The organism is Pseudomonas sp. BF-B-30, assembly GCF_019956305.1.
Classification (GTDB): Bacteria; Pseudomonadota; Gammaproteobacteria; order Pseudomonadales; family Pseudomonadaceae; genus Aquipseudomonas; species Aquipseudomonas jessenii.
Map to the genome: position 1 here is coordinate 1 of NZ_JAHBDG010000061.1, position 12,132 is coordinate 12,132.

The 12,132-nt window shown below is 60.6% G+C and carries 11 protein-coding genes; 3 read left to right on the forward strand and 8 right to left on the reverse strand.

What is annotated here, in order from left to right; genetic code table 11:
- On the reverse strand, nucleotides 1-189 hold a 189-nt coding region (locus KGB29_RS24615), incomplete at its 3' end, for a hypothetical protein (RefSeq protein ID WP_218544099.1).
- A 611-nt stretch (nucleotides 190-800) separates the two neighbouring features.
- Complete coding sequence (locus tag KGB29_RS24620; RefSeq protein ID WP_150815254.1) at nucleotides 801-1,640, reverse strand: AraC family transcriptional regulator; 840 nt, start codon at nucleotides 1,638-1,640, stop codon at nucleotides 801-803.
- 94 nt (nucleotides 1,641-1,734) lie between these two features.
- On the opposite strand from KGB29_RS24620, the gene KGB29_RS24625 reads away from it, so the two are divergent.
- A complete protein-coding gene (locus KGB29_RS24625; protein WP_223508119.1) occupies nucleotides 1,735-2,655 on the forward strand; it encodes a LysR family transcriptional regulator in 921 nt (306 codons plus the stop codon).
- Between the two features lie 117 nt (nucleotides 2,656-2,772).
- On the opposite strand, the gene KGB29_RS24630 is transcribed toward KGB29_RS24625, so the two are convergent.
- Entirely contained in the window at nucleotides 2,773-3,687 is a 915-nt protein-coding gene (locus KGB29_RS24630) for a LysR family transcriptional regulator (protein WP_150815252.1), read from the reverse strand.
- 71 nt (nucleotides 3,688-3,758) lie between these two features.
- Here KGB29_RS24630 and KGB29_RS24635 point away from each other — a divergent pair, with 71 nt between their 5' ends.
- Nucleotides 3,759-4,799, forward strand: coding sequence for an AraC family transcriptional regulator (locus KGB29_RS24635; RefSeq protein ID WP_150815251.1), 1,041 nt, complete (start codon nucleotides 3,759-3,761; stop codon nucleotides 4,797-4,799).
- 146 nt (nucleotides 4,800-4,945) lie between these two features.
- Here the strand turns inward: KGB29_RS24635 and KGB29_RS24640 are convergent, their stop codons facing one another.
- On the reverse strand, nucleotides 4,946-5,752 hold the full coding sequence (locus KGB29_RS24640) for a class I SAM-dependent methyltransferase (RefSeq protein ID WP_150815250.1): 807 nt from the start codon (nucleotides 5,750-5,752) through the stop codon (nucleotides 4,946-4,948).
- 171 nt (nucleotides 5,753-5,923) lie between these two features.
- Here KGB29_RS24640 and KGB29_RS24645 point away from each other — a divergent pair, with 171 nt between their 5' ends.
- Nucleotides 5,924-6,301 carry a hypothetical protein gene (locus KGB29_RS24645; RefSeq protein WP_150815249.1) on the forward strand — a complete coding sequence of 126 codons (378 nt, stop codon included), beginning with the start codon at nucleotides 5,924-5,926 and terminating at the stop codon, nucleotides 6,299-6,301.
- Nucleotides 6,302-6,304: 3 nt separating this feature from the next.
- On the opposite strand, the gene KGB29_RS24650 is transcribed toward KGB29_RS24645, so the two are convergent.
- From KGB29_RS24650 to KGB29_RS24665, 4 genes are all read right to left on the reverse strand, one after another.
- Nucleotides 6,305-7,738 (reverse strand): sigma-54-dependent transcriptional regulator, encoded by a 1,434-nt coding sequence (locus tag KGB29_RS24650; RefSeq protein ID WP_150815248.1) that lies wholly within the window; start codon nucleotides 7,736-7,738, stop codon nucleotides 6,305-6,307.
- On the reverse strand, nucleotides 7,707-9,200 hold the full coding sequence (locus KGB29_RS24655; RefSeq protein WP_150815247.1) for a sensor histidine kinase: 1,494 nt from the start codon (nucleotides 9,198-9,200) through the stop codon (nucleotides 7,707-7,709). Before KGB29_RS24655 ends, KGB29_RS24650 begins: the two co-directional genes overlap by 32 nt.
- Before the next feature lie 102 nt (nucleotides 9,201-9,302).
- The gene (locus tag KGB29_RS24660; protein ID WP_371319485.1) at nucleotides 9,303-10,403 is read right to left on the reverse strand and encodes an SCO family protein; all 1,101 of its coding nucleotides are present in this window, start codon (nucleotides 10,401-10,403) and stop codon (nucleotides 9,303-9,305) included.
- Between the two features lie 199 nt (nucleotides 10,404-10,602).
- Entirely contained in the window at nucleotides 10,603-12,048 is a 1,446-nt protein-coding gene (locus KGB29_RS24665; RefSeq protein ID WP_150815245.1) for a sensor histidine kinase, read from the reverse strand.
- Nucleotides 12,049-12,132: the final 84 nt, after the last annotated feature.

Genomic DNA, 12,132 nt, shown 5'->3' on the forward strand with positions numbered 1-12,132 from the left:
TACTACAACCGCACCAGGCTCCACAGCTACAACAACTATCTGTCGCCAATAGCCATGGAGCAAAAGGCGGCATAAACACCGTAACCGGTGTCCGGGATTACTTGACCAGTTCAGCTTGCTCGCGATGGCGGCGTGGCAGGCGATGAGTATTTTGTGGGTGTACATATCCATTGCTGCGGTAACGGCCACTTAGGGTTCCGCCCTTACGGCAGGTCACTTGGAAAAGCCCCAAGTAACCAAAGGCTCTTGCCCCTGACATTCGGTGCCTCGCCGTGGCTCGGCATGCCCTCCAGCGTATGCATTCCCCCTGTAGGAGCGAGCCTGCTCGCGAGGGACGTCAACGATAACGCGTGTTGTCTGAATGAACGCGGTGTCTGGACGTTTTTCGCGAGCAAGCTCGCTCCCACAGAAGAGCAAAGACAGAGCGGCGTACACCACGCTCTTCACCACTCATCAGGCCGAGCGTTAGCTCGCCTGCAGCTCTTGATCTTGATCCACCCGCCCCCTCGGCAGGCTGAGTGGAGGTGTTTATCCGGGGATTGGCGCGCAGCGCCGTTCGACGCAGTCGAACTCATTGCATGTAGGTCGAAGCGAAGCCGACCGGAGGGCAATGCCCCCGGATGAATACCGGAGCGAAGGAACCCCGAGCCTTGGCGAGGGGCCGTACGTTCGGGGCGAGACTTTTTGGTTCCTTTTGGCTGGGCCGGCACTCCGGGCGTTTGCCAAAGGGACTCGCCGTAAGGGCGAAACCGCCAGCCGCCGTTACCGCAGAAACGGATATGTACACCGACCCCATCAACCTACAAACCAAGACGAAACTGCTTAGGCGTAATCCCGAACTGCTTACGAAACGCCCGAATGAAATTGCTCGGCTGCCGATACCCCAACCGCTCGGCAATCCGCTCAATCGGCTGATCCCCCGCCGTCAACCAGTGCCGCGCCAACTCCAGGCTATCGCTACGGGTGTGTTGCGTCGCAGCGGTCTGCCAGTGCCGCAACATGCTCTGATGCAAAAACCCATTGGCCCCCAGCAAAGGCTCATCGAGACTGGCCGCTGGCAGGCTCAGACACGGATGTGAACCCTCCAGCACCTCGACACCCATGCTACGCAACCACTGCCCGGCAGCCTGTTGCGGCGTCAAGTGGACCGCGACGAACACCTCGGCCGGCGCGCGCCCCAAACGTCGGGCGATGTTGCGCACCAACGTCAGGGTCGCCGCATCGAGACCAAAAAAATGCGGCGGCTGGTCAACACTGCGCAAATGCAAGCGAGCCTGCCCGTCACCCTCCTCCAGTTCCGCCACTACGTAGTTGGTCACCCGCGGCAGGAAATCAGTGAAACACGCCAGGCTCGCGCGAAGGGTCGCGGCGGAGTCCAGCAGAATGTTCAAACCCCGTAACGTGGTAGTCGCCATGCCATTGACCAGTTCGCAGCCAAACGACACCCCGGCGCCCGCACGTTCGCATTCATTCCACAGGCGTTCGACCAGGTGCGCGGGCACGTGCAGGTCCTGCCCTTCGAGCAACGACTGGCAGATGCCGGCTCGTTGCAGCAGTTGGTCCTGGCACAGTCCGGACTGCCGGGCATGGCTGAGAATGGTACGGGTGAAGGCGCTGGAAATGAACGGTTGGCTGGTCATGGCAGGTTACGGCGAGAAGACAGGCGTGTACTTATGCCAGCCCCTGTGATATCGATCCAATGCATTAAAAGTATCCGACAAATGCAGGAGACGCATGATGGACCTACGACAACTCCGCCACCTTGTCGCCTTGGCCGATTACCGCAACTTCGGCCGTGCCGCCGAGGCGATCAACCTCAGCCAACCCGCCTTCAGTCGCAGCATCCAGACCCTGGAGCGCGACCTCGACTGCGCGCTGGTAGAACGCAGCAGCCGCGAATTCCGTCTGACTGGCCAGGGTGAACTGGTACTGCAACATGCCCGGCGCCTGCTCGCCGGCAGCCAGGCCCTGCAAAACGAACTGACGCAATACAACGGCCTGACCGGTGGCGAGTTGCACTTCGGCTGCGGCCCGTACCCGGCCCAGGTGCTGGTGCCCGAGGCGCTGGCGGAATTCATCCAGGCTCACCCGGCGATCCGCATCAGCTTCCACCAGGGCGACTGGGAGCAACTGGCGGTCTGGCTTCGCGAACAGCAGATCGAATTCCTCGTGGCCGACGCGCGGTACTTCACCGGCGACCCGCAATACCAGGTTCAGCTGTTGCGCCCTCGACGTGGGCGGTTCTTTTGCCGTGTCGGACATCCCTTGGTGCAGCAGCAGAACCTGTCCCTGCGCGCCCTGCTCGACTACGCGGTGGTCGGCACGCGAATACCGCCGATGATCCGCAAGATCCTCGCCGACGTGCAGGGCGAGGCGGACTTCAACCCGAGCGTGGAGTGCGCGCAATTCGATGCGATCCGCCGCGTGGTGATGCGCTCCGATGCGGTGGGTATAGCCACCATGGAGGCCTTGGCCGAACTGGTGGACCAGGGCCTGATCCGGCTGCTGGAGTTTACCGACGTGCCCAAGGAGGATCCCGGCCTGCAATTGCATTACGGCATCGTCAGCCGTGCCGGGCATTCCCTGACACCGGCCGCGCTGGCGATGGTCGATGCTGTGCTGACGGTCGACCATCGTTTGCTGGCGTCGAACTAGGCGCATCTGAAACACACACAAATCCCTGTAGGAGCGAGCTTGCTCGCGATGGTGTATCAGTCGACACAGCGGTGAATGACACTCCATCGCGAGCAAGCTCGCTCCTACAGGGGTAGATCACGCACGCCGCGCCAGCGACTGCAAGGCCCGGGGCTCACCGAGGGCGCGCAGCAGGCAGTGCATCGCCTCCTCGCGGCTGCGCTCGAAGCGATAGCGCGACTCGATGTACAGCGCCAGTTTCAATTCCACGGGTTCGTCCAGGGGCAGCGGCACGTGTTGCAGGCCCAGCACGTTGGCGACCCGGCTTGGCAGGCTGATGCCGAACGGCTGGCGATCGGCGATCAGCTTCGCGGCCAGGGTGCTTTGGGTGCTCATCGCCACATTCCGGCGCAGGCCTTTCAAGCCAAGCTGCAAGTCCACCGGGCTGAGCCCGTCGCGGCGGCTCGACACCTGGATCTGCGGCTGCTCCAGATACTCCTGCAGGGTGCGCGGCGGCTCCTTGAGCGCGGCGCCATAGGCGAACACATAATGGTCGGCGGGCAATGCCTGTTTGTGCAGGCCGGCAAGCCCGGCCAGCGGTTGGTCGAGGTCGATCAGGATATCCAGCTTGCCGCTGGCCAGGTCCTGCAAGGCGTCGCGGCGCCGGGGCTGGAAATAACGCACCTGCCAATCGGCGTGGGGCGACTCGAGCAAGGCATCGAGCAACACCGGTTGCAGGCAATCCAGACAACTGACGCGCAGCAGTGGATTGCTCTGCCGCGCGGCGGGAATCATGCGCAAGCCATCGCGCAATGACTCCAGCGCTGCACGCACGTAGTCGGCCAGACGATGGGCGACCAGTGTCGGCGTCACCCCCAGGCGACTCTTGATGAACAGCGGGTCGCCGCACAACTCGCGCAGGCGACGCAACGCATTGCTCATGGCCGGTTGCGACAGGCACATCACCTCGGCCGCACGGGTGACGCTGCGCTGCTGATAAATCGCATCGAAGGCAAGCAACAGGTTCAAATCGAGCTGGCGTAAATCAAGCATGGTCTTGCTCCGGCAAATCGCTTAACGTCGGGCAGCCTAACCAGTGTTGCGGAACAAGCTGTGAGCCCTACATGACAAAAAGCGATCAGCCACTGCGCGATCAATCGATACCCAATGCGTTCTACGCGCCGACCCTGCTGCCGGCCATCGAAGAGTTGCTGGCCCGTGGCGTGGACCGGGACAGTATCGAAGGCCTGTTTCGTCGCAGCCTGTTCGAGTTGCGCACGCCATTCATGCGCATTCCGCTATTCATGTCGCGGCGCTTCTGGGCGTTTGCCCTGGAGCAGACCGGCGACCCGCTGATCGGCCTGGCGGCTGGCCGGCGTTTCGTTTCCACCGCTACCAATGGCCTGACGTACCTGTTCGACGTGGCCGACTCACTGGACAGCGCCTGCCAGTATTTCGTGCGTTTCTTTCCGTTTTTCAACGGGCACTTCCAGGCGCGGATCGTGCGCGGCGACGACAGCGTCCAATTGCACCTGCTCGACCGCGGCAGTGTGAAAACCAGCGCGGCCACCGCCGATTACATTCTCATCAGCCTGTGCAGCATGTTGCGGCGCAAATTCCTCGCCAGCGGCCTGGAGCGTGATCCGGTTCTGGGCGTCGGGCTGGTCGGCGCTTGCACGACCAATGCGCAGGAACATCAACAAGCCTTTCGCGCACCGGTGCAATGGGGGCAGGCGCAGCACTCGATCCGCCTCGATCCACAGCTGTTCGTCATCCCGTTGACGCCGGGTAATCATGAACTGGAACACACGCTGATCGAGCTGCTGGAGCAGACCCGACGCAACAGCGAACCGACCTTGCTGGAGCAAGTCTGCGACCATTTGATCGGCAACCTCGCCGAAGCCAACTGGCAGCAATTCTGTACCACCCAGCACGTGCTCGAGCGCACCGCCGCCCGACGCTTGAAGGCGTTGGGCTGGAGTTTTTCAGAGTTGCTCGACGAATACCGTCGCTACCGGGCCGAAGACTTTTTGCAGGGAACGGACCTGGAGCTGGTGGAGATTTCCGACCGCCTGGGCTACAGCGATGTGCAAAGCTTCAATCGTGCCTGCCTGCGGTGGCTGGGGTGCGCACCGGGTGCCTGGCGAACCCGGAAAGGTCGATAAAAAACACACGGGTGCGCCACGGGTGCCTTTGGTTTTTGCGTTCCCCCCATTTTGTCGTATGCAAGACTGAAGTACGACACCGAACACCTGTGCGAGCCTGCTCGCGATGGGGCCCGCAGGACCCGCACGCAATTGAGCCCAGGGCATCAGCCCTTCACCACCACCCACGTAAAACACAACGGCAACTGCGCTGCCTGCTGCTGATAGCGGTCATAGAGCTCTTCGCGGTTGGAGTGTGGGTATTCCCTGAAGTGACGGATCTGCAGCCCTGCCGCAATGGCGGCGCTGAAGAGGTCGCCCAGGGTGTGGGCGAACCAGTAGGACGACGCGGCCGGCTGTTCGATCCTGCCCTCGTAGACGATCGGTTCGTGCTGCACGAACGGTTCGCGGCGGAAGTATGAGTTGGCCGGGCGAAAAGGATCGGCTGCCTCGGGGTCGAACATTTCCAGGAAAGGATGGGTTTCGTACACCACCAGCGCCCCACCCGGCTTCAGCGTGCGCGCCACATGGCGGAAGAATTCGCCGATGTCCGGCATCCAGTTCAAGACCCCGATGGTGATCAGCGCCAGGTCAAAGCGCTCCTGCAGTCCGGCCGGCAAGTGGTGAATGTCCGCTTCGATGAATTGCGGCGCGTGGGGCGATCGGGACGCCAGTTCCCGTGCCTGCCCGAGAAAGGCTTCAGACTGGTCGACGCCCACCACGCTGCGCGCGCCCATGGCGAACAGCGACAGGCTTTCACGACCGTTGTTGCAGCCTAGTTGCACCACGTCCTTGCCGTCGATACCTGTCTGGGTCAGCAAAGCGGTCAGGGTGTCGTCCAGGCAGGAAAAATCCGCGTGTTCCACGCCCTTCAACAAGGCTTGCCATTCGCTGGAGTCCTTGTGGTGACGGGCGGAGTCATTCCATGCCTCGCGGTTACTGGCGATGGCTTGTTCTTTTGTCGGCAGTTCCATTGCACGCTCCAGGGTCCGGGTCGTCGATTTGACCGGCGAAGTCTAGATCAACCCCATCCTGGCAGGTGTTGCGAACTTGTAATCCGCGCGGCACCGACGGCTGTCCACGGCGCCAGCTATAGTTAAAGACCTTGGGGGAAGTGTGGTTAAACCGATTTAGCAGGTGTTGCCATGAAAAAGACCGACCTGACGCTTTTGCTCGCCGTCTGCCTGGGCGCAACCGCTGTCGTCCACGCGGACGACATGCCCACCACCAACTACAGCAGCGAATTCAACTATTACGGCGCCGACCAACCCTTCGCGCACCCCGTACCGCCGTCGATGAACATTGTGCCGCCGGGTTCGTACATCCCGACCGCGCCCAGGGAATTCATTCCGGTTTCAAGTGAGCACGTGTTTTCCGATTCGCGCCTGCCGACAGTGGCCGACGCCACGGTTCGGGTGTTTATCCGCTCCTACGATCCGGAGCGTGGTGTGTACGTGAACCAGGAAGTCGAGAACCCCAGCTGCATGCTGTCCTGCCTGAGGCAGGGCCCGGTGTTGCAGTGAGCCTTACCACTGGCGTTTGTCCGGACGGGCGAGGCCGAGTTTTTCGATCCGGTAGCGCAACATGTCACGGCTCAGACCCAGCAGGCGTGCCGATTTGGTGACGTTCCAGTCGGTCTTGTCGAGCATCTTGCGCACCATGTCGCGCTCCACTTCCGGCAGGTTCATGGAGTCGCTGCCGCTGAAGGACGGACGCGGTTCGCTGAAGTGTGACGGCTCGTGATCAAACATCGGTGGCTCATCCATCAGGCTCAGGCAGACGTTCAACTGATGGGCGGCGATAGTGTCGCTTTGCGCCAGCAACACGGTTTGCTCCAGCATGTTGCGCAGTTCGCGCACGTTGCCCGGCCAGCTGTAGCTGAGCAGCAAATCTTCGGCCTGGTTGCTGAAATGCAGGTTCGGCTTGCCGTAGCGTTTGCCATGTAGCCCCAGGAAGTGCCGGGCCAACAGCAGGATATCGGCGCCACGGGTATACAGTCGCGGCACCTTGATGGAAATGATGCGCAGGCGGAAGAACAGGTCACGACGGAATTTGCCTTGCTGGACCATCTGTTCGAGATTGCAGTTGGTGGCGCTGATCACCCGCAGGTCGACTTTGCGCTCCTTCACTGAACCGACCCGGCGAATGGTCCGGTCTTCCAGTAGTTTCAGCAGCTTGGCTTGCAGCAGCAGGTCCATTTCACCGATTTCATCGAGGAACAGCGTGCCGCCATCGGCCGCTTCCACCAGCCCCATGCGACGATCCTTGGCGTCGGTGAAGGCGCCCTTCTCGTGGCCGAACAGTTCCGACTCCACCAGATTGGACGGGATCGAAGCGCAGTTGAATTCAATGAATGGGCCTTTGGCGCGTGGGCCATCGAAGTGCAAGGCCCGGGCCACCAGTTCCTTGCCGGTGCCCGTCTCGCCTTCCACCAGCACCGGCGGCAGATCGCTGTTGGCCATGCGCCGTTCGGCGTCGAGCAACTGGGTGATGGTGCCCTTGAGGTACGCCATCGGTGCCGACTCGCCAATCAGTGCCTGCACTCCCGACTTCTGGGCCTCGCGCTCCTGGTAAAACGACAGCGTACGCTCCATGCGGTCGGTGGCCAGGGCCTTGTCCAGCAGCAACTTGAGCTCTGGCAGGGCCACCGGTTTGGTGACGTAGTGAAAGGCGCCCTCTTTCATCGCCACCACGGCGTCTTCGACATTGCCGTAGCCGGTCATCATGATCACTTTCAGATCCGGCGCGCTGATGCGCAGCTTCTGGATCAGGTCGTGACCACTCATGCCCGGCAGCGAGTTGTCGGTCAGTACCACGTCAGGCGCGAAAGAACCCAATTGCTCCAGTGCATCTTCAGCCGAGTGGCAGACGGTCACCTCGAAGTCCTTGCGCTCCAGGTAAGTCTGAATATTCTCGGCGAGGATTTCGTCATCCTCGACCAGCAGAATGCTGTGCTCCATATACCCCTCCCGTTGCCACTTTGAAATTGAGACAAACACGGGTTCCTTCCTGCTCCCGGCTGGTCAGTTCGACCGAGCCGTCAAAACGCTCCATTATTCGTTTGACCAGGGCCAGGCCCACACCCAACCCACCTTGCTTGGTGGTAAAAAACGGCTTGAAGACCATTTGCTGCTGTTGTTTGGACATGCCCTTGCCGGTGTCGGTCAATGTCATTCTCACGTCGCCGGACACCGAGGAATCGATCTCGATCGTCAGCACGCCACCCTTGGGCATGGCTTCCAGTGCATTAGCAAACAGGCTATTGAGTATTTGCGTGAGCAGCACCTGCTGGCTGACGACCGGTGGCACGCTGACAGGGGAGAAACGCACTTCGACGTCCGAACGTTTGATCAGGGACTCAAAGGCACTCAGGGTGTCTTCGAGGGCCAGCACCAGGTCGACCGTTTCACAGTCGTCATTCATCGGCCGCAACGACACCAGCAATTCACGGACCCAGCGCGACATGCGGTCGACCTGACTGATGATGTCGCCGATGTTCTTCTGTGCGGTCTGGCTGGCGATGTCCTGGGCCAGTTCGGCGCTGGAACGGATATTGGCCAGCGGGTTGCGCAAGCTGTGGGCGACCGCCGAGGACATCTCGCCAAGGGCGACAAAGGTCTCGTTGGCGATCAGTTGTTTCTGCTGGCTCTGCAACAGCGTCGCCGCGCGTCGCACAATCCAGAACAGCCCCAGGTAAATGGCTGCCCCGCCGATCAGCGTGGCCAGCCAGATTGCCTTGAAGCCACGCTGGATGCGCGCCACCAGATCCACCGGCTCCTTGTAGATTTCCACCATGGCAATCACTTTGCTTCTGTCGGCGTTGAACATCGGAATGTAGTTCTCGACGAACAGGTACTCCGGTTCGCGCAGCAAGCGCTGCTCGGGACGCTCCTCATCGATTTCGTGGTAACTGGTGGACACCGGCGATTTCATTTCGAAGGATTCGTCCAGCTCAAAGTCGCCTTCGATACGCACGCCGATCAACTCGGGGTTGGTCGACCAGACCACGGTGCGGTCCAGGGAGTACACCGTCGCCAGCAGGATGTCCGGCAGATGCTTCACATGGTCAAGAAACTCAACGCGCGCGGCGGCCCGGGATACGGGGTTGACGTCGGGGTAGGCATCATCCATGCGCGGGTCGAGCATTTCACCCATGGTTCGCCCCGGGGCAATGCCGGCATGCCGGATTTCGGCCTCGCCAATGGACTGGATGAACTGCGCGGTCAGCATCGAATCGCGCTCGATACTTTCATCGACAACAAAGCGCGTGGAGATGTAACCCAGCCCCAGCGCCACCACAGCGATGATCAGAAAGCTTGCCAGGGAGAACCAGCGCAGCAAATTGAACTGCGGCCGCCAACCCTTGCGTTGTGCAACGGGAGCCTGCGGCGCAGCTACTTTTTGTTGTTCGAGTATCTGCATGGCTGTGTCCTGGGTGCTTGAAATCGAGCCTGTTCAGCCGCTTTCAGGATCAGTGTAGGTGGCATTGATAGCCACCGACTGGCCCGCGTAATTTTTTTGACACTATTGCACCCGGGGTGTCTCGGGGTGCGCGACCGAATGATGTTGTTCAGGCTCTTCATTACCACTGGCCAATGGCGCCGCTGGCGGATGTTGACGGTCGGTTTCTTCTTTCAGGAAATCGATGAGGGACTGGGCGGAACGCGTATCCAGTCGCAAGTTGGGCATCGAGATCCTGTTGTAGCGCTCGAACAGTTCCATCGCGATCGGGTCCTTTTCCGCGAGCATGCGGTCAGGTTCGCGGATCCAGCGGATGAGCCAGGCCTGATCGCGCTGATAGGTCACGCCGATCAGGTCTGGGCCGATGCTGCGCAGGCCGATGCCCTGCCCATCCAGCGGACCGAGGCTGTGGCAAGACGCGCAGCGGGTGCGAAACAGCTCTTCGCCATTGCTCGGCGGACGGATTTCGGGGGCCTCGACGTAGCTTTCCTCCACACTGGGCTGTTTCCAGTTATGCAGGGTATTGGCCAGTTGGTCGGCCAGAATCCACGGGTTTTCGAACGGCGAGGCTTTCATCCAGCGGCCCGTTGCCTGGTTGCCGACGATCAGGCTCAGGTTGTGGTCCTTGTTGCGCCCGTTATCGACGCCTTCGATGAACAGCCCCAGTTTTTTGCGCAGGTCAGTGACGTCGGCGAATTCCCCGGTGAGGAATTTCCACCCGGGCCCGACCTGGAAGCGTTGCGAATAGGCCTTGAGCACCTCGGGGGTATCACTCAAGGGGTCGATGCTAATGGAGTAGAAGAAGATGTCCTTGCCGACCCGATCCCCCAGCAGTTTCTGCACCTGGCGCATGCGCGCGGTTTCCAGGGGGCAGGAGTCACTGCACGAGGTGAAGATGAAGTTGATCACCACCACCTTGTCTTTGATCAAGTCATCGAAAAAACGCAGCTGTTGTCCGTCCTGGTCGGTCAGCAGGGTGTTGGGGAAATAGTCTGCACCCCACGGGGTGACGGCTTCAACGACAGCGGGTTCGGCAGTGGATGCCGGAGCAGGTGCAGGCGTCGACGTCGGCTGGCTGGCGACCAGCAACTGGCTGGCCAGCAAACCGGTCACCAGCATCAGCACCAGGTGCATGCCCAGGGCTCGCGAGCGTGGTGAATGCATCTCTTTTTTTTCCATCACCAGCCGCCTCGATGTGGTGAAGGGGGTTATGGTGGTTTTGCAAGGACCTCGCCAATCATGTGTTTTTTTATAAAAACGTACTAACACTCGACAAAACAGTGATTTATCAAAATCAATGTGCAACGACCGGGGAAATGACCGGGGATTGATACCCGTTATTGGGGGTAGATCATCCCCGTTTTCAGGGGGCCAGAACAAAGGACAGGCGCACAGTGGTGCCCTCGCCTTCACTGCTGTCGAGGGTCACCGCACCGCCAAATCGCTCCATGATCCGCTCGACCAGCACCAGCCCGACCCCCAGCCCGCCCTGTTTGGTGGTGAAGAACGGCCGGAAGGCCATAGTGCGCTCTTCTTCGCTCATGCCTTTGCCGGTATCACTCACCCTCACACTGACGCGCTGGGCATCGCGCGGTTCGATCTGGATGGTCAGGGTGCCGCCGCCGTCCATGGCTTCCACCGCATTGGACAGCAGGCTGTTGAGGAGCTGGGTCAGTTGTACGTGCTGGCTCAGCACCATGGGCGTCTGGTCCGGCTCGAACACCACGTTGACCTTGGCCTTGTTGATCTGATGCTCGTAAGCCATCAGGCTGTCATGCAGGGCCGCCACCAGGTTCACAGGTTCGGCCTCGTCATTGAGCGGTCGCAGGGACTGGAGCAATTCCCGTACCCATGTCGACATGCGATCGACCTGACCAATGATGTCGTTGATGTTCCCGTGTGCCGGCCCGCTGTCGAACTCTATCGCCAGCTCGGCGCTTGAACGGATGTTCGCCAACGGATTGCGCAGACCGTGGGCGACCGCCGAAGACACCTCTCCCAGAGCCACAAAGGTTTCGTTGGTGATCAATTGCTTCTGCTGCGTCGCCAGCAGGATCGCCGCCCGCCGCACGATCCAGTACAGCCCCAGGTAAATGAGACCGCCGCCCAGGGCGGTTGCCAGCCAGATCAGCACCAGGCCGCGCTCCATGCGGTCGATCAGGTCCTGGGGTTCCTTGTAGATCTCGACCATCGCCGTGACGGTGCTGCCATCGGCGTCGAACAAGGGAATGTAGTTTTCGATGAAGGCGTATTTGGGTGGTTCCAGGAACTTCTGCTCCATGCGGGATCTATCCACACCGTGGTAAGCGGTCGACACGGAAATTTTCGAGTTGAATGCCCGATCGAGGTCTTCATTGCCATTGATCGCAATGCCCATCAAGGCCGGGTTGGTCGACCAGATCACCATGCGGTCGGGGGCGTAGATGTTGACCAGAATCACGTCCGGCAAGTTTGCGATATGGTCGAGGAATTCACCACGGGCACTGGCACGGGTCAGAGGGTCGACGTCAGGAAAGTCCATGTCTTTTCGTGGGTCGAGCAACTCACCCATGGTCCTGACGTTGGGAATCGACACATGGTGCACCTCGGCCGAGGCAATCGCCTGAATGAATTGTGAGGTCAATAGCGCATCGCGCTGCACGCTTTCGGTAATCACGAAGCGCGTGGATACCGCCCCCAGCGCCACCGCCACCGTGCCGATCACCAGCATGCTGACCAGTGAAAACCAGCGCAGCAGATTGAAGGGCTCCTTGCGCGTGTTCAAGCGAACTTCGCTGTCGGTCGCAAGTACTTTGGCGATTGTGGTCATGGACACGGTTCCCGGAAACCCCCTATAGGTTTATAGCCCAGCCATGGCCGTTTGGCCGAGCCTGGGGACTGCGATACCCCACCC